The 22,515-nt window shown below is 50.8% G+C and carries 16 protein-coding genes; 6 read left to right on the forward strand and 10 right to left on the reverse strand.

Annotated features, from left to right (window positions below):
• Nucleotides 1-34: 34 nt before the first annotated feature.
• From IEY24_RS27825 to IEY24_RS27835, 3 genes are read right to left on the reverse strand one after another with little or no spacing between them, the layout of a single operon-like run.
• Nucleotides 35-910, reverse strand: coding sequence for a transglutaminase family protein (locus tag IEY24_RS27825; protein ID WP_188938562.1), 876 nt, complete (start codon nt 908-910; stop codon nt 35-37).
• Nucleotides 900-3,452, reverse strand: coding sequence for a circularly permuted type 2 ATP-grasp protein (locus IEY24_RS27830; RefSeq protein ID WP_188938563.1), 2,553 nt, complete (start codon nt 3,450-3,452; stop codon nt 900-902). Before IEY24_RS27830 ends, IEY24_RS27825 begins: the two co-directional genes overlap by 11 nt.
• 27 nt (nt 3,453-3,479) lie before the next feature.
• The gene (locus tag IEY24_RS27835) at nt 3,480-6,905 is read right to left on the reverse strand and encodes a transglutaminase family protein (protein WP_188938564.1); all 3,426 of its coding nucleotides are present in this window, start codon (nt 6,903-6,905) and stop codon (nt 3,480-3,482) included.
• A 316-nt stretch (nt 6,906-7,221) separates the two neighbouring features.
• Between IEY24_RS27835 and proC the strand changes: the two genes are divergently transcribed.
• Nucleotides 7,222-8,025 (forward strand): pyrroline-5-carboxylate reductase, encoded by an 804-nt coding sequence (gene proC, locus IEY24_RS27840; RefSeq protein ID WP_188938565.1) that lies wholly within the window; start codon nt 7,222-7,224, stop codon nt 8,023-8,025.
• Nucleotides 8,026-8,119: 94 nt separating this feature from the next.
• Nucleotides 8,120-9,034: a DUF1338 domain-containing protein gene (locus tag IEY24_RS27845; RefSeq protein WP_188938566.1), complete on the forward strand. Its 915-nt coding sequence runs from the start codon at nt 8,120-8,122 to the stop codon at nt 9,032-9,034.
• Here the strand turns inward: IEY24_RS27845 and IEY24_RS27850 are convergent.
• Nucleotides 9,031-9,228 carry a hypothetical protein gene (locus tag IEY24_RS27850; RefSeq protein ID WP_188938567.1) on the reverse strand — a complete coding sequence of 66 codons (198 nt, stop codon included), beginning with the start codon at nt 9,226-9,228 and terminating at the stop codon, nt 9,031-9,033. The two genes, IEY24_RS27845 and IEY24_RS27850, sit on opposite strands and share 4 nt — an antisense overlap.
• A gap of 73 nt (nt 9,229-9,301) precedes the next feature.
• Nucleotides 9,302-11,239 (reverse strand): SGNH/GDSL hydrolase family protein, encoded by a 1,938-nt coding sequence (locus IEY24_RS27855; RefSeq protein WP_188938568.1) that lies wholly within the window; start codon nt 11,237-11,239, stop codon nt 9,302-9,304.
• 99 nt (nt 11,240-11,338) lie between these two features.
• On the opposite strand from IEY24_RS27855, the gene IEY24_RS27860 reads away from it, so the two are divergent.
• Nucleotides 11,339-11,623, forward strand: a complete 285-nt coding sequence (locus tag IEY24_RS27860; protein ID WP_188938569.1) for a hypothetical protein — start codon at nt 11,339-11,341, stop codon at nt 11,621-11,623.
• Between the two features lie 160 nt (nt 11,624-11,783).
• On the opposite strand, the gene mraY is transcribed toward IEY24_RS27860, so the two are convergent.
• The 5 genes from mraY to rsmH form a co-directional block, all read right to left on the reverse strand.
• Nucleotides 11,784-12,998, reverse strand: coding sequence for a phospho-N-acetylmuramoyl-pentapeptide-transferase (gene mraY, locus IEY24_RS27865; protein ID WP_188938570.1), 1,215 nt, complete (start codon nt 12,996-12,998; stop codon nt 11,784-11,786).
• Nucleotides 12,999-13,069: 71 nt separating this feature from the next.
• Nucleotides 13,070-14,545, reverse strand: a complete 1,476-nt coding sequence (locus IEY24_RS27870) for a UDP-N-acetylmuramoyl-L-alanyl-D-glutamate--2,6-diaminopimelate ligase (RefSeq protein WP_188938571.1) — start codon at nt 14,543-14,545, stop codon at nt 13,070-13,072.
• A 6-nt stretch (nt 14,546-14,551) separates the two neighbouring features.
• Nucleotides 14,552-16,696 (reverse strand): PASTA domain-containing penicillin-binding protein, encoded by a 2,145-nt coding sequence (locus IEY24_RS27875; RefSeq protein ID WP_188938572.1) that lies wholly within the window; start codon nt 16,694-16,696, stop codon nt 14,552-14,554.
• A gap of 9 nt (nt 16,697-16,705) precedes the next feature.
• Nucleotides 16,706-17,119 (reverse strand): FtsL-like putative cell division protein, encoded by a 414-nt coding sequence (locus tag IEY24_RS27880; RefSeq protein ID WP_188938573.1) that lies wholly within the window; start codon nt 17,117-17,119, stop codon nt 16,706-16,708.
• Nucleotides 17,120-17,137: 18 nt separating this feature from the next.
• Nucleotides 17,138-18,055 (reverse strand): 16S rRNA (cytosine(1402)-N(4))-methyltransferase RsmH, encoded by a 918-nt coding sequence (gene rsmH / locus IEY24_RS27885; protein WP_229223302.1) that lies wholly within the window; start codon nt 18,053-18,055, stop codon nt 17,138-17,140.
• A 140-nt stretch (nt 18,056-18,195) separates the two neighbouring features.
• Here rsmH and IEY24_RS27890 point away from each other — a divergent pair, with 140 nt between their 5' ends.
• From IEY24_RS27890 to IEY24_RS27900, 3 genes are all read left to right on the forward strand, one after another.
• A complete protein-coding gene (locus IEY24_RS27890) occupies nt 18,196-19,443 on the forward strand; it encodes a TlpA disulfide reductase family protein (protein WP_188938574.1) in 1,248 nt (415 codons plus the stop codon).
• 143 nt (nt 19,444-19,586) lie between these two features.
• Entirely contained in the window at nt 19,587-20,054 is a 468-nt protein-coding gene (locus IEY24_RS27895; protein ID WP_188938575.1) for a MarR family winged helix-turn-helix transcriptional regulator, read from the forward strand.
• A gap of 36 nt (nt 20,055-20,090) precedes the next feature.
• Nucleotides 20,091-22,496 carry a 3-hydroxyacyl-CoA dehydrogenase/enoyl-CoA hydratase family protein gene (locus IEY24_RS27900; RefSeq protein ID WP_188938576.1) on the forward strand — a complete coding sequence of 802 codons (2,406 nt, stop codon included), beginning with the start codon at nt 20,091-20,093 and terminating at the stop codon, nt 22,494-22,496.
• Nucleotides 22,497-22,515 lie beyond the last annotated feature (19 nt).

Here is a 22,515-nt window from a genome sequence, read left to right on the forward strand (position 1 = left end):
TTAAAAAACGCGGCAAATGTGGCCTAATTTTGCATTATACCGGGATCACGTCCACTTCTACCGAAAGCGTGTGTTTTCCGTAACTGAAAATAATGCCTTTCAGCGGTGGCACGTCGCTGTAATCCCGGCCCCAGGCTGTCACAATATGCCGCTCACCCGGGACGACATTGTTTGTGGGGTCAAAATCGCACCAGCCGTAATCGGGTATAAAAACCGAGATCCACGCGTGCGAAGCATCGGAGCCCTGCAACTTGGGTTTGCCCGGAGGCGGAAGCGTTTCCAAATACCCGCTCACATAGCGTGCCGCGAAACCGAAACTGCGGATACAGGCGATGGCCAGATGTGAAAAATCCTGGCAAACGCCCTTTTTAGCAGCCAATACTTCCTTAATCGGCGTGTTCACCGTCGTAAAATCCGGCATAAACTTAAACTCCCTGTAAATCTTCGCACAAAGCCGGGCAATGCAATCGTACAAAGGCGCTTCATCATCGAAGCAATCGCCGGCATATGCCCTGATTTCCGCGTCCCACTTCACCAGGGGGCTGGGTAACGTGTATTCCAAAAAGGAAACTTTCATTGCACGATCACTCGTGAGTCGCTCCCTCGCTTCCCTGCTCGTTACCGACGACGGAATGAAGAGCGAGCCCGTACGTTCCTTCAAACGCTCTACGATCGCGGTCGTCAGCACGGTAAGCGTTTTGTGCGGCGAATGCAGGGAAAAATAATGCGTGGTATTACCATAAAAATCGACGCGCTCGCAGATCTGCGCCGGTTCCGGGGTTATTTTAATGCTAAAATCCTGACAAAGCTGATCGGGCAGCATGCGCGGCGTGAGGCACACCAGGCTATGGTAGTTGTTCACGGCCTCGGCATATTTATACTCCGTCTTATGGATCAGCTTATACTTCATCCGTATCGTAGTCCATCGGTTCAAAAGAGTGGTGTATCAGTGTATGGCTGAAATACTGATTGGTCAGGTAAATCGACACCGCACTAATCAGCCGCGCCACTTCGGAAAGCAGGCTGAAAAGCTCCGCACGCTCATCGCTGTCATTGCATCTGGTCAGATCCTGGATATTCGAGAGCTTTATCAACGTAGATGCTTTCAAAGCGAGCTTTTCGGCCTCATTTAATCGCTCACCGCGCGTCGTAGCCGGCAATGCGGCCAGGTTTTTAGCCAGCTCATCGAGCATGTAAGCCAGCGAATACGGCAGCCGTGTTTCAAGCAAAATCATATCCAGCATCGCCTCCACACTCAAATGCGATTTGTAGATCTGCCGGTAATTCACCAGCATGTGATTGTTGATCAGCGTAGCTTCGATCAGCTCATTTTCCACGGCAGCCGAACGTCCGACGCCAAAATTGGACTGGATCACACTCACCCGGGACAATATCCTTTCAATCAGTTTTCCCGTTTCCAGCAGCAGATAGCTGTTATCCCGCGGCATGCTCTCCGCTATCACGCCCAGGAACGTAAACATATTATTAAACAACCCGTCGAGCGTCCGCTGGATGTTGGTACTGTTCATATGCGATGCATTCCGGATCTCATGGTAACCGTTGTCGATCAAATCAACGATCCGCCATATTTCAAGCTCCCACTGGTTCCGTACCGCGCCTACGGCATTCAGAAACGAGCCGATATTGGAAGCGATCGACCCAGGGCGATAGTTGTCGGAAATCAACGCGATGATCTCCTTATAAGGATCGTTCAGCTTTTCATCGCCGTCTAAAAACCCGGGATAGGCAGACGAAACGTGCGTAAGCGACTGTAAAAGCACCTTGATATGTTCCTGTTTCGCCGACCCGCCGAAGTTACGATCTAGATTAAGGACATTGATGGTAATATTCATGAACTTGATCACCGCCATTGCCCGCTCACAATAGCGACCGACCCAAAACAGGTTTTCGGCACTCCGACTCGGAAGCGAAACATGCTTATTGACAGCGGCAGGTGTATTGAGGACGACCCTTTCCTGTGGTTCGTCGGATTTGTCGGAAACGATCCAGGTATCTTTGGAGAAACCGCCCTGCTGGTTGGAGATCACAAACCGGTCTTTCACCGCCGAACTGCGCGTGAGCCCGCCCTGCATGACGTGGTAGCCACTTTCATCCGCCACCAAAAATGCCCGCAAAGCGGCATACCGCGGCTCGATCACGCCGTCGATCAATGAGGGAGTGGTTGAAAGACTTACCTCCTGCTGCGCGATAAAATCATGCGGTCGCTGGGTAATCATCGCTATCAGCTCCGCTTTCTTCGCATTTGAAAGTGTGCGTCCGTAAACAGAGCTGAATTTCGATTTTCGGTTAGCCTTTTTAATGATCAACTCATCGATATTATCGAGTACGTAGGCCAGTTCTTTCTGATGCCCGCACCACCAGGTGGCGACATTTGGCATAAGCAGCTTTTCCCCAAGAAAGTATTGGCATATATTCTCCATAAATGCCAGAAAAGCATGGTTTTCCAGTACTCCCGAGCCCGGCGGGTTCATAACCTGGACATTACCGAGGCGGATCGCCTGCAAAAGGCCGGGCACGCCCAGGCGGGAATCTTCGCGCAATTCCAGCGGATCGCACCAGTCGTCGTCGACACGCCGCACGATGACATCGACTTTTTGTAAACCGTCAATGGATTTCAACCATACACTTCCATTGCGTACGAGCAGATCGTCTCCCTGAGCAAGCGTATAACCCAGGTATGAGGCCAGGTAGGCGTGTTCGAAATAGGCCTCATTGCCCGGTCCGGGTGTGAGGTAAACGATATTGGGGGCGTCGCGGCTTTTATCAGAAAGCCTCAGAACGGTGTTTTGAATGCTATTAAAAAAAGGTGAGAGCTTACTCACATACATGCCGTCGGCCAGCTCGGGGAGCAGTTTGCTCATCACAATGCGGTTTTCGAGCGTATAACCCGATCCCGACGGTGCCTGCGTGCGGCTGTCTAGCACCCACATCTGGCCGTCGGGTCCGCGTGCCATGTCGGCTGCGAACAATGTCAGCTGCCGTGGACCAGGGACTTTGATATCAATGCAGGGGCGTAAAAATCCTGTGTTTTCAAAAACAAGTTCAGCGGGGATAACGGCATCTTTTACCAGATTCCGCGGCCCGTAAAGATCCTTTAAAACCAGATCCAGCAAATGCGCCCGTTGCTGCAACCCTTTCGAGATCCGGTCCCATTCGCGGTGTTCGATCAGGAACGGGATCGGGTCGAGCTGCCAGGGGCGGTTCATGCCATCGGGACTGCCGTAGACATTGTAAGTCACGCCATTCTCGCGCAACTTGCTGATAATCTCCTGATTCCGGCTTTTGAGTTCTGTAATGCCCAATTTTTCCAACGTGGCAAACAGCGCCCGCCAGTAAGGCTTCAACTTTCCGTCGGTATCCAGCACCTCATCGTAAGAAGTCAGTCCGGCTTGGTAGGATTGCAACAGGTTCACGGAAGCCTCGGTAAGCATATTCAAGATCAGGGTTATACTGCAAATCTACCGCGATTTCCAGAATTTGCGTAAATCCAGCGTATTAGGATACTCCGGATTGATCAATTCGATCGGGGTGTCGCTTTTCATTTCCTTCTTCGTTTCGGCCACAAACCGGGATACGCCCGCCTCAGTCTTCTCGATCACCGGCACCTCGCGGGTAGCCGACGGCGTGTGCCCGAATCCCTGGAAAAGGCTGATTTTGCGCGATTCGGCCTCGAAGCTATTGACGGGGTAAGTATCAAAACTGCGCCCGCCGGGGTGCGAAACGAAATAGGTACAACCGCCCAATATACGGTTATTCCAGGTATCCACAATATCAAAAACCAACGGTGCATCGGCCCCGATCGTCGGGTGCAATGCCGATGGCGGGTTCCAGGCCTTGTAGCGGATTCCGGATACATAATCACCCTTAATGCCCGCACTCCGCAACGGTACCCGGCAACCATTGCAGACCAGAATATGCCTTCCTTCCACAAATCCGCTCACTTTCACCTGCAATCTTTCCAGCGAAGAATCCACAAACCGCGCGGTACCAGCATTAGACAATTCCTCCCCTAAAACATGCCACGGCTCGATGCCCAAGCGAAGTTCCAATTGGATATTGTCAACAGTAATGCCACCGTAATGCGGGAAACGGAACTCGAAGAACGGGTCGAACCACGAAATATCGAAGTTGTAGCCGGCCGCTTTCAGGTCATTCACCACATCTACCATATCGAGGTAGGCGAAATGCGGCAGCAGGAAACGATCGTGGAGCTCTGTCCCCCAGCGGATCAGCTTATGTTTGTAAGGTTCTTTCCAGAACTTCGCGATGAGCGCGCGTATGAGCAGCGTCTGCACGAGGTTCATATGCTTGTGCGGCGGCATATCGAAAGCACGGAATTCGAGGATACCCAGCCGGCCCGTCGAAGAATCGGGAGAATAGAGTTTATCCATACAAAACTCCGAGCGGTGGGTATTTCCGGTAATATCCACGAGCAGGTTCCTGAAAATGCGGTCCACCATCCAGAACGGCACTTCGCCGTCTTCGGGAATCTGATCAAATGCGATTTCAACTTCGTAAAGTCGCTCGTCGCGTCCCTCATCGATACGGGGTGCCTGACTGGTAGGGCCAATGAACGGGCCTGCAAAAAGATAGCTCAATGCGGGATGGTGCTGCCAGTAGGTCAGCAGGCTGCGTAAAAGGTCGGGACGGCGCAATATCGGGCTGTCGGCAGGCTTGGCACCGCCAATAGTTACGTGGTTGCCTCCACCGGTGCCAGTATGCCGGCCATCGACCATGAATTTATCTGTCCCCAGGCGTGAGAAGAATGCTTCTTCGTACAATGCGCTGATGTTATCTACCAATTCCTGCCAGTTCTTCGCAGGATGGATATTTACCTCTATCACGCCGGGATCGGGCGTTACAATCAGTTTTTGTACGCGGTAATCCGATGGCGTCGGATAACCTTCAATACGCACCGGCATTTTCAGCTTTTCAGCGGTGGCTTCTATCGAAGCTATCAGGTCGAGGTAATGCTCGAGGTAATCAGTAGGCGGTAGGAAAACATAGACAATGCCGTCGCGTTCCTCCACACAAAGTGCCGTTTTGATCACCGGCACGTCGAAAAGCAGGCTATCTTGTAATTCTTCTTCTTTCTTTTTCTTTAAATCTTCTGCTGTATCAACCGGCTGGATATTCAAGGGCAATTGATAATCAGGCGCCACCGTACCATACCGTGCCTGCACGATCGGCTGATAATCGGCCAGTACGGGCAAGTCCTCGAACGGGCTGCGGTCCACTGGCTGTTCGCGCCGCTCCTTGGCGATTTCGGGCAAAGATTTCAACGGCAAGCGGTAACCCATCGCCGAATTACCGGGAATGAGGAAGCAGTTACCTCTGCGGAACTGCCAGGCTGTGCTCGTCCAATGCTTCCCATTTTCCTCCCATTTGACAGGTATCACGAATCCGGCAGGGTTATTCAAGCCCTTTTCCAGCAATTTCGCCAAAGTCCTGCGCTCTATGGAATCTTTCAGATTCACTTTCAACGGATCGACATTAACAGGAAGCTTGCCCTCTTCCAACGCCCAGTAAATGGGGTCTTCATAGGCTGGGGTAATGTTATTGGTGTCAATGCCGAGGTATTTGGTCAATTCGGCTGTAAAAATTTCCGCGTCCCGGAATGTGAATTTCGTTTCGCCTTCCTTGGCCACGAGATCGTCGTTCTTCCACATCGGAACGCCATCATTGCGCCAGTACAGTGCATATTGCCAACGTGGAAACTGCTCGCCCGGGTACCATTTCCCCTGACCAAAATGCAGCAATCCCCCGTGTGCAAAACGGTTTTTCAATCTCAATGACAGGTCATAAGCCAGCTGCCGCTTCAACGGCCCGTCGGCCGCAGTATTCCATTCGGCCGATTCGAAATCGTCGATGGAAATGAACGTAGGCTCGCCGCCCATCGTGAGACGCACATCGTTTTCCTGCAAATCCTTTTCCACATCATAACCCACCTGCATTACCTGGGCCCATTGTTCCTCCGAGTAAGGCTTGGTTACACGCGGGTCTTCGTGAATGCGGAAAACCTTGTTGTCGAATTCAAAAGTAACTTCGGCCACATCCGTAGCGCCCGAAACCGGCGCGGCGCTGGCATAATCGGGCGTGCAGCAAAGCGGAATATGCCCCTCGCTGGCGAAAAGCCCGGAAGTTGGGTCGAGGCCGATCCATCCCGCGCCGGGCACATACGCCTCCGTCCACGCATGAAGGTCGGTAAAATCCGCCTCCGGCCCGGAAGGCCCGTCGAGCGACTTGATATCCGAAGTAAGCTGCACCAGGTAACCCGACACAAACCGTGCCGCAATACCCAAATGCCGCAAAATCTGCACCAGTAGCCACGCCGAGTCGCGGCACGAACCGCTTTGGATCGTGAGCGTCTGCTCGCAGGTCTGTACGCCTACCTCCATCCGGATATTGTAATGAATAGCCTTGTAAAGCTCCTGATTGAGGTAAACCAGAAAATCGACCGTCTTAATATCCTGCTGAATTTTCAGATTCCGGATAAAGTCCGTCAAGAGCGGCCCGTTCTCACGGGGTTCCAGGTATGGCCCGAGCTCTTTGCCTAATGTCGGTTCGTATTGAAACGGATATTTGTCGGCATAATCTTCTACAAAAAAATCGAATGGATTGATGACCTGCATCTTGGCGATCACCTCCACATCGATGCTCAACTCGGTCGTTTTTTCCGGAAAAACGACACGCGCCTGGTAATTTCCGAATGGGTCCTGCTGCCAGTTGATGAAATGATTTTCAGGTGTAATTTTCAGCGAATAGCCCTCTATCGGCGTACGCGAATGCGGCGCGGGCCGTAACCTGAAAATATGCGGTGAAAGCGAAACACTCCGGTCGAACTTATATCTTGTTTTATGCGAAATAGCAACTTTTATAGCCATAATAGGAGTATTACAATATAATTAGATAATTTGGCAAGCAGGGATTTATCAAATTCTAAACAAACGCTTTAAGCTTGTTTTTCAAAATATTAGGTTGAACTAAATCCAGAAAGCAGAATTTTATTTCTCGACACATTTACTTATCCAATGCAACGCTGTTAAATCCTTCCGCAAAGCTAACCAGTGTTACAAAGAACATACCGCTTTCTCTTTTCATTCAGCATTAATTAATCTGCGCGGGTTGTTCAGGACAGATAATTCCTTAAAAGTTACGTAATTCGCCAAAATCCTTACGATACCATTAGTTAGTCCAAAAATGAAAATTGCTATCATCGGCTGCGGCAACATGGGCATGGCCTTCGCCCGCGCCTTCCTGAAATTCGACCTCGTCAAAAACCAGGATTTTTTACTGGTTGAAAAAAGCACCGACCGTCTCGACAGCCTCACAAGCTTCCAGCCGGGCGTGATCACGGGCATTATCGGCCCGCAGATCGGTGAATACGACCTGATCATCCTTTCGGTGAAGCCGCAGGACTTCCTTTCGGTTGCCGGGGCGCTGAAAGAAGTCATCAAACCCGGCCAGGTAGTATTGTCGATCATGGCCGGTGTGACGATCGAAGGCATTCAGAATGCATTGGACCATAAAGCGGTAATCCGGGCGATGCCCAATACCCCGGCCATGCTCGGAATGGGCATTACGGCCTACTCCGCGTCGCCCGAGGTAGATATACATCAGCTGCGTAAAATTGAAAACCTCATTAATGCAACCGGGCGGTCGGTCTTTTTGGAAGATGAGGACCAACTGAACGCAGTAACGGCATTGAGCGGCAGCGGTCCGGCCTACTTTTTTTATGTCGTGAAAGCGATGATCGAGGCAGGTAAGCAAATGGGTTTCGAAGAATCGGTGGCTGCATTGCTGGTGAAGCAAACGATGCTGGGATCTTACCATCTGATCAATACTGCTGATAAGTCGCTCGACGATCTGATCAAAGCGGTAGCGTCGAAAGGAGGCACCACCGAGGCCGCATTGCGCCAGTTCGAGGCCGGTGAACTGGACAAAACGCTTGAAAAAGGCATTTTCGCCGCGCAGGTACGATCGACGGAATTGTCGAAAGGATAACAAAGGCTCGTCAGCGCAGTCGAAGGCCGGTACTGCAAACGGCCTTCGACTGCGCTGACGAGCCAATTACATTAATCATCAAACATCGAAAAATATGGGAACGTCAGCCGATAAACTCGCCACTCTCGACATTGTATTAAACGGCCTCATGCGCCGCTACAAGGAGCGTGTGCCGGACGTGCGAACAATCCTCGACGCGATGGTAAGCGACGGCATCGTCAAAAGCACCGCCGACATCGAAAACGACCATATTGCATTTCGCACGATGGGCGTGCCGCAGCTGGGTGTGAAGTCTTTTGAAAAGATATTCCTGCATTATGGCTACGAAAAGCGCGACCATTATTTTTTCGAAGGCAAAAAACTCGATGCCTGGTGGTATAGCCCGCCGCGCGAAACAGACCCGCGCATTTTCGTGAGCGAGCTCCGCGTAGGCGACCTTTCCGAAGAAAGCCAGCGCATCATCCGCAGCTACACCGGCGAGGTCGCCACAGACCCGGTCGACTCCCTCGATCTCGACAATGGGGAAGCGGTGGACGCATTCCTGCACCAGCCATTGTGGCGCACACCTACCGTCGCCGATTACCAGTCATTGCTCAAAGAAAGTGAATACGCTGCCTGGGTAATTTACAACCGCTATTACCTCAACCATTTCACCATCAGCGTCCATAACCTGCCCGAAGGATACAATACTGTCGCCGCATTCAACGATTTTCTAGAAAAACACGGTATTAAACTGAATACTTCCGGTGGTAAAATAAAGGTGAGCCCGGACGGCGGCCTGCTACAAAGCTCCACCGTGGCCGAAATGCTGGACGCAGAGTTTGCAAACGGCGAAAAGCTGCGCATTTCCGGATCTTATGTGGAGTTTGCGGAGCGGAAGGTTTTGCCGTGGTTTACGAATCTGCCAGCAGGTGAAATCCAAAGAAAGCACCGACGCGATGGTTTTGAGGCGGGGAATGCGGATAAGATTTTTGAGAGTACCTATACGACGCAGACGGGACGGAATTAGGTAAGGCTTGAATGTTGAAAGAGGACGTCCGGGCAGAAATCGAGCGGCGCTGATATGATCTCCCCGTCGTAGTCGATCATTTCTGTCAATCCATCCCAGTAAATTGTCCGTCCGTCGGTCCGCGCCTGCGCGAAAGTATCTTTGTCGAGAATTTTTCGGAAAATACTTTCTTCCTTGTCGGCATACCCTTGCAAAAAATTGCCGAAATCAATCGATCCAACGACTCCATCAGTCCAGAGTGCCTTTGTGTGAAAAATTAAACGCTATTTACTCATTAACAAGGAAATGCACAATCCTAAGTGCGTTCCCCTCACTCTTCTCATTCTTTTCAGTCGAAATCGTCAAATGCAGCTTATGCTTACCGCTCGAAAGCTCGTCGGCCAACATCAGGTACCACGGCAAGTGCAACTGGTTACTCCAAGGTGTGTAAGTATCGAGCGTCTGAGGCTTTTTGCCGTCGATCGTGTAAGTGATCTTTCCCGCATCCGGGCCCGAAATGATGGCGATACCCACTCCACGGCCTTTGAATTCGAAATCCAATGACGAACCGGCGGCTTCTGTGGTGAGCATCGGCACATCAACGAATCCCTCACGGGTGGAGAATTTCGTTTTGGGTTTCCAGTCGGGATCGAGGGTGAAACCTTTCAGGTTTCTGGCTTCTTCCAGCTTATGATAACTGCCTTTGTCGTAGCTGAACCGGTCCATCGGCATCGGTAGTTTAACTTCGCCGGTCGCCGGCGATTCCATTTTCAGCATTTCCTTGATTGTCTGCGCGTAGACTTCCTGGCCATACGGCGACGGGTGCAGGTCTTTGAAATCATATTTCCAGCTGAATTCGCCAGCCTTGATGCGCTCGTACACTTCCTTGGCGAGGTTAATGTAAACCGCGCCATAGTGTTTCGCCACCCGCTCATGGACGCCTACCTCCACTGGCTCTTTGCCCGCCTCATAATCGTCATTCTTTTTCGGCTCAGCAAATGCCATCATTACGACATTCGCTTTGGGATTAGCAGCATACATTTGCCTTAAAATACCATCCAATGCCCTAATCTGTGCCTTTTCGCTAAACCCATTGCCCCGGTCGTTGACCGCCGCTTCGACAAAAAGCAGATCGGGCGTCCCCTTCGCAAGCACATCCTGGCTGAACCGCATCGAATGCGGCGTGCTGCCGAGTGACGGTATGCCGGCGGCTATGAATGTGAACTCGGTGTCGGGGAAATGCTCCTGTAAATATTGCGACGTCTTGTTACGCCACCCGGGATTGTGGGTAATGGAGCCGCCCAGGAATGCGACAATACCCTTTTTAGTAGTCCTGAACTTTTCAAATGCATTGCCCAGGCCCTTATTCAAAGTAATGTAAGGCGTGTGAAGCAGTGGTTTTTGAACCGGAACGCTGTTCTCTTCAATAAAATTGGCAAAGAATTCGGGATGCTCGATCGGGAAATGGTGGCCTTCGAGCGTCTGCTCGCCCCGCGTCATCGGGTACACGCTCACAGGTCCGCCTGCTGCGAGGTAATTTTTGACTAACAAGTCGGTATTCTCGGCTACGGGCGCGTGCTCGTCTTTTAAACCTACGACGTGGACAATCGGCACTTTGAAAGCCGCCAGCCCGCCCAGGTCGTTCAATGGAATGTCGGTGAAGTTAGCCGCTTGCTCTTCGCTTATGTTGAAGATTTGTTTCCATGCTTCCCAGTCTTTGGGCGAGCCTTTGCCGTTTCCCCTGCCGCCCGGCCAGCTTTTCGGATCGGCTACGGGCGCCTCCGCGTAAATGCAGCTTACCTTATCAGGATTACGCTTTGCCCAGCCGTAAACGTACAACCCGCCGCGGCTTACCCCTTCCAGCGCGACTTTGGGAGCAAAATGCTTTTCCTTCACGAGGTAATCGTAGAATGCATCCCAAACCTGCATCGCTTTGGGATGCGCGAACATGTCGTTGGTATTGACATAGGCGACATGGAAACCGCGTGAGAGCAGAATACTGTCCATATCCGTGTGCCATGTGGGGAAATGTGCCCTCCACACCCAAGGATTGCCTTCAATCGCTTTTTGTGGTTTTACATACCACGCATTCCGGTCCTGAAATGTGAATTCGACTTTCTCAAAACCCTTCCACTGGGTCGTTTTTTCGGGGGTTTGGGCTGAAATATAGGGTACCGACAACAGTAAAACCGCGAGCCAGAGTAATGCGAAGCTTTTCGTTTTCATAGTTTTCAAAAGCAATAAACCGGCTCGTTTTACCGGGAGGTCCATCTGCTTTGGTATGATATTTTAAACATATACCCTGAAACAATCTTGAAAAGACTTATGGATAAGATCGAAAAGTTTAAGACCATGGAGAAAATCCTGCGCGAGATCGAGGATTTGAAGAACAGCGAGACTGCCGTGATCAAGAAGATTGGTCAGATTGAAACAGAAAACATGAACGTCAACGTCCAGAACCTCGATAAATCACTGAACGAGATCTACGACGGTGTTTATAAAAATCTTCAGAATGTGGAAAACCTCCAGAACGATTTCACCGAAACTGTGGCCGACTTCAAGGATAAGAACAAGATCACTGATGAGATGTTAATGGAACTACGAGAATAAATTACCCCTATATCATCAGACTAAAAACCACAAAAAGCTCCGATTCGTATGAATTGGAGCTTTTTGGTTATGGGGAGTAAAGGGAGGATGGAGGAAGGGGAGGATGGAGGAAGGGAACAGTCCCTTCCTCCCTTTCTTCCCCTTCCTCCTTTCCTCCCTTCTATCGTAACTTCAAAGTAGCAAGCGTCAAAATCGCGAGGATAATGCCTACAATCCAGAACCGCGTTACGATTTTGGCTTCGTGAATGCCTTTTTTCTGATAATGGTGGTGCAGCGGCGACATTAGGAATATCCTTCGCCCTTCACCATATTTCCTTTTAGTGTATTTAAAATAGCTGACCTGTAATATCACGGACGCGTTTTCGACGATAAAAATACCGCACATAACCGGGATCAGCCATTCTTTGCGGATCGCCAGCGCCACTACCGCGATGACCCCGCCGAGCATCAAACTCCCTGTATCGCCCATAAACACCTGCGCCGGGTACGCATTGTACCATAAAAACCCGACACAAGCCCCTATGAATGCCGCACAGAATATTACCAACTCGCCTGAGTTGGGGATATACATGATGTTCAGGTATTGCGAAAACTTGGTGTTACCCGACAAATAGGCCAGCACACCCAGCGTGAGCGCGATAATGCCCGACACACCGGCGGCAAGGCCGTCGATACCGTCGGTAATGTTGGCGCCGTTGGAAATGGCGGTGATGATAAAAATCGCGATGATCGTGTAGATTACCCAGGTGTATTCCTCTGGCAACCAACCGAAAAGCAGCGTTTTATAATCAAATTCATTGTTTTTGATAAATGGAATGGTAGTAACCGTCGGGTGTATAATATCGCGATACCGTTGTACCTCCCCGAGGCCCGAACTCAGCACCGGCTGATCGTACACCCTGATTTTCACATTGTTGTTGAAAGAAAGGGTAATACCAACAATCAGTCCCAGGCCTACCTGGCCCACAATCTTGAAGCGGCCGGCCAATCCATCCTTATTATTCTTGAATTTCTTCAGATAATCATCCAGAAACCCGATTCCGCCCGTCCAAAGGGCTGTGATAAGCAGCAAAACAATGTAGACATTGCTTAGCTTCGCAAACAGCAACACCGGGATCAGCAGCGAGGCCAGGATAATGAAACCACCCATGGTAGGCGTTCCCGCCTTCTCCATTTGCCCTGCAAGCCCCAGGTCGCGGATCGATTCGCCCATTTGCTTTCTCCGAAGCAGGTTAATGATAGACTTTCCGTATGCGGCCGCAATGAAAAGTGACAAAACCGTCGCACCCAATGCCCTGAACGAGATGTACTGGAATACCCCGGCCCCGGGGATGTTGAATTGTTTGTCTAAATATTCGAAGAGATAATAGAGCATGAAAAAGCTTGTTGGGATGACGGCTGCAAAATTGGTTTTTTTAATAGACTACGCCAAAAGCATGCTGATTTTTAATTGCCGGCGCGCTTCGCGAACACTTCCATCAGCACTTCCTTGTCGTCGAAATGGTGTTTTACTCCCTTCACATCCTGGTAATTTTCATGTCCTTTGCCCGCGATCAGGATAATGTCGCCCGGCGCCGCTTCGAGCCCTGCTTTCAGAATTGCCTCATGGCGGTCTTCGATCACGGTTGTTTTTTTGTAATCCAATGGCGGTACGCCTTTACGCATCTGGTCGAGAATGTCCATCGGCTCCTCGAAACGCGGGTTGTCCGACGTCAGGATCACGCGGTTACTGTACCGGCAGGCGATTTCGGCCATTTTAGGGCGCTTTTCGGCATCGCGGTTACCTCCGCAGCCTACCACCGTCACCACTTGCTCATTCCCCTGCCGCAAATGCGTGATCGTTTCGAGCACGTTTTCGAGCGCGTCGGGTGTGTGTGCGTAGTCCACAATGCCCACGATGTGGTCCGCCGAATGGAACTGTTCGAAGCGGCCCGGAGGGCTTTTCAGGTTGGAAAGTTCGGTTAAAACTCCCTCTTCTTTTTCACCTAAAAGCACCGCTGCTCCATATACTGCAAGCAAATTATAGGCATTGAAACGGCCGATCACACGGAACCAGACTTCCTGGTTGTTGATCTCCATGTGCATGCCCGCGAGCGTATCCGAGATAATCTTGCCTTTGAAAGTCGCGAGCGTCTGCAGCGAATAGGTTTCAATACGCGCTTTGGTATTTTGCACCATCACCGATCCGCGGCGGTCGTCGACATTCACCAATGCGAATGCGGACTTGGGCAATGCATCGAAAAAGCCCTTTTTGGCCTTGATATAATTATCGAAAGTCTTGTGGAAATCGAGGTGATCGTGGGTAATGTTGGTAAAAATTCCCCCCGCGAAATGCAGGCCGGTAATGCGGTGCTGCGCCACCGAATGTGAGCTTACCTCCATAAACACGTGACTGCAATTGCTGGTGGCCATCTGCGCGAGCAATGCATTCAACGCGACCGCGTCGGGCGTGGTGTGGGTGGAAGGGATTACGTCGTCCTCGATCTGGTTCTGGACCGTCGACAGCAAGCCGCAGCGATAGCCAAGCGCCCGGAACAACTGGAAAAGGAAAGTAGCCACCGACGTTTTGCCGTTGGTACCGGTAACACCCACTAGTTTTACTCTTTTGGAAGGATGCCCGTAGAATGCGGCGGCGATCAGGCCCATTGCACCGGCCGAATCTTCTACTTCAATATAGGTAACATCTTCCCTTACGTTTTCTGGCAACTCTTCACATAAAATAGCGATTGCCCCCAGCCCTGCGGCAGTTTCAATAAACTGATGACCATCCACCTGGGTGCCGCGTAACGCGACGAAGAGACTTCCCGGCAACACTTTTCTGGAATCCAGAATGATATTCTTGACCTTAACGTCGGCATAACCATGGATAATGGCTCCTTTAACTTCGCCGAGCAGGCTGCTCAAAACTTGATCGTTTTCCATGAAGGATTATTGTAATGTAAGCAGGATCGTCTTGCTTCCCGATTTGTTGGCGCCCGGCGGCAGCGATTGTTCCACCACCTTGCCCGAGCCTTTGAATGTTACCCTAAAACCCTTGTTTTCCATCAAATACAAGGCATCTCGCATCGACATCCCTTGCAGGTCGGGCACATCGCGTGATTCAACATCGCGTGGGTTCCATTTGGTTTTACCCTTTTTGTAAAGCGACGCCGCCGCGTACCCGCTTTCTCCCGGCGCCGGCGTCATGTTCAATGACTTGCTGATCACGTTAAGGTCCTCAGTAATGCCTGCCCATTTCACGTCCTCCGATTTTTCAGGAACTGAATCCCTTACCGGCTTCTGAATGGCCACGTCGTAAGCGTAAATGCGGTCGGCAACCTCTTTGAAAACCGGGGCCGCCACACTTCCGGCATAGCGGGTGTAATCCGCGCCGGTGCTTTTCGGATTATCGATGATTACGATGCAGCTGTACTTGGGTTTATCAGCCGGGAAATAGCCTGCAAACGAGGTGTAGTTTTTGCCTTCCGTATAAACCCCGTCGATGAGCTTCCGTGCGGTGCCGGTTTTCCCGGCAATCTGGTATAAATCGCTTTTGATATGTTTGGCTAAACCGGCATTTACCACACCTTCCAGCATTTTCTTCACTTTTCGGATAGTTTCGGGCGAGCAAATCGGCTTATCCTCTACGTATGGAGGGATTTTGTCTTCGATCTCCTCCGCATTCCGGATCTCCCGCACGATCATCGGGCGCACCCAGTAACCATTGTTCGCAACTGCATTATAAAATGCGAGTGTCTGCAAAGGCGTCATCTGCATTTCATAGCCATGCGCCATGAAATACATCGAATAGCTACTCCATTGCTTCGATTTTCGGTCGCGGATCAATGGCGGTTTCTCCCCCTTCATGTGAATGCCCGTCGGCTGGTTCAAGTGGAACTGTTTCAGGTATTGCAGGTATTTGTCGGGCTTGTTGGCAAAATATCGCTGCATGAGCTGCACAATGCCAATATTGGATGATTTCTCCAAAACCTGCGAAGCGGTAATGGTACCGAATCCGCCCCGGTGTGCGTCGCGGATCACATGGTTGCGGAACTTCATCGCGCCATTGCCGGTATTGACCATCACCTGGTCGGGGTCCATTTGCGTTTCTTCCAGCAAAGCCATCATCGTGGCGAGCTTGAATGTAGAGCCCGGGTCGTTGCTGCCCGCCAGGGCGTAATTAAAAACTTCTTCGTACTTGCCGGGGCCGCGCTTGGTAAGGTTCGCCATGGCCTTGATCTCGCCCGTAGCTACTTCCATGATGATCACCGAACCAAAGTCTGCGTCCATTTCGAGGAGCTTCCGGCGCAATGCGATCTCGGTACGCTCCTGGTAATTCATATCCAGCGTCGTATAAATATCTCTTCCGGCCGCAGGTTGTACGTTCAATGCGTCGCCAACCGGAATTTTTAGCCCGCCTTCCACTTTTTCCACCCAACCAATACCGGGCCTTCCTTCCAATTGCTTGTCGAAACTGGCTTCCAGACCGATGTAGCCCCGGCCGCTTTTCGGATCGATGCCGCCGATCGTGCGGTCGGCCATCGGGCTGAACGGCTTGTAGCGTTTGTAGATCGTCTCGAATTTACCGCCGCCGCCTTTTCGGTTTTTGGCAAAAAACGGCCATTTTTTGAGCCGCTCACGTTCCAAATGTGTGATCTCCTTGCTTTTCAGACGCAGGTAACGCTTGCTTTTGCTCACGCGGTAGCGCATGATCTTGCTTTTGTAGCCTTCGGCCGTGTTTTCCTTGAAGTTTTTGGCGAGAAGCGATGCCAGCTCGTCGATGTGGTCATAGAAATAGGACGAGTCGGCGACTTTTGTATCAAAACCTACATAGTAATAGGGTAATGAGGTGGCCAAAAGGCTGTTATCACTGGCATATATATTGCCGCGCATGGCCGGGATCGTATCCAGTTTCAGATCATTCTTTTCCGAATATTCGGCCCAGGTTTTTCCTTTGAAGGTATCGTAATACTGAACCCGTATCAGCTTCACGAAAACCATAATCGCCAATACGAACAGTAACCAACCGACCAAACGGGCTCGGTTGATCAGCGCTTTTTTGTTGTTCTGACCGCTTTCGACTTCGTTTCTCATGAGGCGCGGCTATTCTTCGTCTTCTTTTAAAATGATTTTCTTGGGCGGGGTAAGATTTTCGACCAATCCTTCGGCCTGCACTTTTTCGACCACCACCGATTGCTTCCCGGCCCGCTCATACTCCGCATGGATGGAAGTATATTCCGCCTTCAGGTCATCGACTTCCTTTTTAAGCTTAATGCTTTTCCGCACATAATCTTCCGACTGGAACCCGATCCGCTCGTAAGCTACGAGCAATATGATCACCCAGCCGAAATAGTAAAAATATTTGACCGGCAGACGTTCTTCCTGCCCGGGCAACTTCTCGCCAAAAACCTTATCGAGCGGCAAAAACCTGTTCAGCCAGTTGAATAGGGAGTATTCCCGCTTCCGTTTTGGCGGTTTTGGCGGAATTGGTTTGGGTTTTCTTCTATTCTCTGCCATGTTTCGGGGTGTTTCAAATTACGCCTTTTCCGCAATCCGCAATTTGGCGCTCCGGGCGCGCGGATTCACGGCTACCTCTTCCGCAGTCGCTTCGATGGGTTTACGTGTCACGCTTTTCAGCGGCTTGATCTCGTTCCCATAAAAGTCCTTTTCGACCTCTCCGTAAAACTTCCCTTTCTGAATATAATTTTTCACCAGCCTGTCTTCCAGCGAATGATACGACATCACCACAAGCCTCCCATCAGGCGCGAGCACTTCGGGTACCTGCGTGAGAAACTCTTCCAATACCGCCAGTTCGTCATTCACCTCGATCCGCAATGCCTGGAACACCTGCGCGAAATACTTATTCTCGCGGTGCTTCGGCGCGTAGCGCATAAGAATACCTTTCAGATCATTAACGGTTTCGATTTGCGAATTGTATCGGGCTGCGATGATTGCCTCCGCGGCAGTGCGGGCGTTGGTAACTTCTCCGTACATCCCCAGAATGCGTTGCAATTCCCCTGCCGAACGTGTTTTGAGCACCTCACGGGCCGTTTTTTCGATATTCGGGTTCATGCGCATGTCCAGGTCGGCGTCAAAACGGGTAGAAAACCCCCGCTCGGGCGTGTTGATCTGGTGCGACGAAACGCCCAGATCGGCCAGGATGCCGTTCACCTGCGGCGCTTTATTGAGTTTCAAATACCGTTTGAGGTGCCTGAAATTGGCCGGGATGAATGTAAACCGGGCATCGTCCTTGAATTCCAGCGCATTGGCTACAGCGTCCGGGTCCTGATCGAACACCAGCAGCCGGCCGGTCGTAAGTTTTTCCAGAATGGCCCTGGAATGCCCGCCGCCACCGAAAGTAACGTCGACATAAATGCCATCAGGCTGTATTTGAAGGCCTTCCAGACACTCGGACAACATGACGGGAACGTGGTAGGTACTAGGCGAATCCATTTGTTAAAAGCAATGTACTGAGGAACTATTTCCGGCAAAGCGGCAGTTACAAACTTAGTAATTTTCAAGCGTAGGAATCATGCCCGCGCGGGGAATTAATTTCAGCACCACACATCGTATTAAACACCAGCAAATTGAATATGAGACTCCTGTTATTGTTTGGAATACTTTCATTTTTTATCCTGTCCACCAATTCCAATGCATTCGCTGACACTCCCGTAAAGTCGGGCATCTGGCGCGCGACGTTGAGCCGGGACAAGCAGAAACTGCCCCTGATACTTGATATTTCGCAAAACCCGGACGGCAAAACGCTCACTGTGCATATCATTAACGGAACGGAAAAGCTCAAAATGGACAGCAGCTATTTCCAGAACGACTCACTCGTGATCCCCATGATGATGTTCGACGCCAAGATCGTCGCCAAATCGACCGGCGATGAATTGAAAGGCACCTACTATCGCTATGCCAACGGAGCGGTGTCAGGTTCATTGCCTTTCGAAGCGGAGCAGGGGGAAAATTATAAGTTTTTCAAGAAAGGCGAGGCCAGAAGTAGCCGCAATGTGAGCGGCAAATGGGCCACTACATTTAAAAACCCCGCAACCGGCGAGGAAAGCATTGCAGTTGGAAACTTCACACAACAAGGCACCGACGTAACCGGCTCGTTTTTGACCCCAACCGGTGATTACCGCTTCCTGACAGGCAGTGTAAATGGCGACAGCCTCTTTTTGTCCACATTCGACGGTTCTTTCGCTATGCTTTTCAAAGCAGGTTTCCAGCCCGATGGCTCATTGAAAGGCAACCAGTGGTCGGGCGTAAAGGCATTTAAAACCTGGACTGCGAAACCCGATGCAAACGCCAAGCTGCCCGATGCTACCAAAATGACATTCCTTAAACCAGGCTTTGAAAGCGTCGACTTCTCATTACAAGACACCAAAGGCAAAACCTGGTCATTGCAAGACCCGCGTTTTGCAGGCAAGCCCGTCATTATCCAGATTATGGGCTCGTGGTGCCCCAACTGTATGGATGAGACCAATTACCTCGCTCCGTGGTACAAAAAGAACAAAAACCGTGGCGTCGAGATCGTTGGACTCTCATTCGAGCGGAACGACAAGCCGGAGATCGCAAACCCTAAAATCGACCGGATGGTAAGCCGCTTTGGAATTGACTACCCGGTGGTACTTGCCGGCACCAGCTCCGACGCCTCCACTGCAAAGGCGTTGCCGATGCTGAACAAGGTGATGTCCTACCCGACTACCATTTTTATCGACAAGCACGGTAAAGTCCGGGAGATCCACACCGGTTTCAACGGCCCCGGCACCGGCCATTATTACGACGAGTTCGTGACCGACTTCAATACCTTAATGGACAAGCTGATCAGCGAGAAATAATTGCAAAAAGAGATAGAAACACACCGTCACCTTCCGGGGCGGTGTGTTTTTTATTGGCCACAAATTAGTATGCTTGCATAATACTCATCACATTGCTTACATTTGTGATAGGGGCATTCCTGATACCAATAGCTTTTGAAACGATGCGTAAGGAAAAAACAATTGATTTCCAGATTAAGTGGGCGTGGCATTCCATTTCGAGGATGTACAATGCCTATGCCGCCCGTTTTGACACGACGATGGCCGTCGGGTATGTCCTATTGAATATCGACATCGAACACGGCACGCCGGCTACAAAAATAGCGCCATTACTTGGCATGGAGCCGCGCAGCCTTGTGCGGATGCTCAAAAATCTCGAAGAAAAAGGCCTGATCCGCCGGGAAGTGAGTAAAGACGACAAGCGTTTCGTCCGCATTGTGCTGACCGAGCTTGGCAAAGAAAAACGCGAACTCGCACGCGAGGGTGTGATTTCGTTTAATACAATGGTCCGCGACAAAATACCGCTCGATAAGCTGGTCGTGTTTTTCGATGTCATTAAAGATATAAACCGATTGGTGGAGGAAGAAAACCAGAAGCTCAAAGCCGGGGAAATCGCCGGGGACCTGGAATAATCATCAATCAAATCCTGAAAACCAACCTTAGTAGAAATGAATCGTTCCATTCGTAAAGTAGCTGTTCTTGGTTCAGGCATTATGGGCTCGCGCATTGCTTGTCATTTTGCCAATATAGGTGTAGAAGTGCTCCTGCTCGACATTGTGCCGAAAGACCTCAACGATGCCGAAAAGGCCAAAGGCATTACCACCGATCACCCTGCATTTCGCAACCGGATCGTGAATGATTCGTTCCAGGCTACGCTCAAAGCGACGCCGGCGTCGTTGTACAGTCCCGCGTTCGCGTCGCGGATCAAACTCGGCAATTTCGACGACAACCTGGCCGATATCAAAAATTACGATTGGGTAATAGAGGTCGTGGTTGAAAGGCTGGATATTAAAAGAAGCCTTTACGAAAAGGTGGACGCGCTCCGCAAGCCCGGCACGCTGATAACTTCCAACACTTCGGGTATCCCGATCCATTTAATGGCCGAGGGCCGGAGTGAGGATTTCCGCAAAAATTTCGCCGGAACGCACTTCTTCAACCCGCCGCGCTACCTGCGCCTGCTGGAAATCATTCCTACTGCCGATACCGACCAGGGCGTAGTCGATTTCCTGATGCATTACGGCGAATTGTTTTTGGGTAAAACCACGGTGCTCTGCAAGGACACGCCGGGCTTTATTGCCAACAGGCTCGGCATTTACGCATTGATACAAACCATCCGCGTGGCCGAAGAAATGGGACTCACGGTGGATGAAGTAGATAAACTGACCGGCCCCGTAGCCGGACGCCCGAAATCAGGCACTTACCGCCTTTCGGATGTGGTAGGGCTCGATACCACGGTGCATGTGGCGAACAATTTGTATGCTTCCGGAGAAGGCAAAGATGAGTCCCGCGATGCATTTGTGTTGCCCGAAATCATGCAAAAGCTGTTTGACAATAAATGGCTAGGCGATAAGACGGGTCAGGGTTTTTATAAAAAAATCAAAGACGAGAAGGGCAAGTCGGTGATTCTGGCGCTGGATTTCAAAACGCTGGAATATGTCCCGTCCGGCAAAGTGAAATTCGAAACGTTGGAAGGTACCAAAGCCATTAGCGACGTGTACAAACGTTTCGGCGCGCTGGTAGCAGGGAAGGACAAAGCCGGTGATTTTTACAGAAAAACATTTGCCGATGTCTTCAAATACGCCACATTCCGCATTCCTGAGATTTCGGACGAAATATTCCGGATCGACCAGGCGATTACGGCAGGTTTTGGCTGGCAATATGGCCTTTTCGAAACCTGGGATGCCATTGGTGTTAAAAACATGCTGGCGATCATGGAATCGTTGGATCTGAAACCAGCCGAATGGGTGTATGAAATGCTGGCAGGCGGAAATGAGGCTTTTTATAAGGTGGAGAATGGCAAGCGGTTGTATTATGATATTCCTTCCAAATCTTACAAGCGTATCCCGGGGCAGGACAGCTTCATTTTACTCAGCAATTTATCCAACAATATTGTCTGGAAAAACGCCGGCGCAAACCTCTACGACATTGGCGATGGCATCCTGAACCTCGAATTCAAATCGAAAATGAATACGATGGGCTCGGAGGTAATCGAGGGCATACAAAAAGGTATCAGCATTGCGGAGAAGGATTTTCGCGGACTGGTGATCGGCAATGAGGCCGCAGAGGCATTTTCTGCCGGGGCTAACCTGGCGATGTTGTTCATGTACGCGATCGAGCAGGAGTTCGACGAGATTAACCTCGTTATTTCGCAGTTCCAGCAAACCATGATGCGGGCTCGGTATTCGTCGATTCCGGTGGTGGTGGCGCCGCATACGCTCGCGCTCGGGGGCGGCTGCGAGCTCACATTACATGCGGATAAAGTGGTTGCGCATGCGGAAACCTATATTGGGTTAGTTGAATTTGGTGTAGGATTGATCCCAGCCGGCGGCGGTACCAAGGAAATGGCACTGCGCTGCTCGGATATGTACCAGGCGGGTGATCCGGAGCTGAACATTCTGCAGAATGCATTCATGAATATCGCGCAGGCGAAGGTTTCCACATCCGCGCATGAGGCGAAAGCGATGAATTATTTGCAAGAAAAAGACCAGATCGTGCTGAACCGGTCCCGGTTAATCGCGGAAGCAAAACAGGCGGCGGTTGACCTGGCTGAAAATGGCTATACCCAACCCAAGCCGCGTTTCGACATTAAAGTACAGGGCAAAACAGGCATTGCATTGTTTCTGGCAGGCATTACCCAAATGCGCCTTGCCAATTACATCAGCGACCACGATGCTAAAATCGCGGGTAAACTGGCATATGTGATCAATGGCGGTGATTTGAGCTATCCGCAACTGGTTTCGGAACAATACCTGATCGACCTCGAACGGGAAGCATTTCTTTCGCTATGCGGCGAGAAAAAGACGCTGGAAAGAATGCAGGGGCTTTTGAACGGCGGAAAACCACCCAGAAACTGATCGGGAATTATTGTTTCAC

The sequence above is a fragment of the Dyadobacter endophyticus genome (genome assembly GCF_014641595.1).
Lineage (GTDB): Bacteria > Bacteroidota > Bacteroidia > Cytophagales > Spirosomataceae > Dyadobacter > Dyadobacter endophyticus.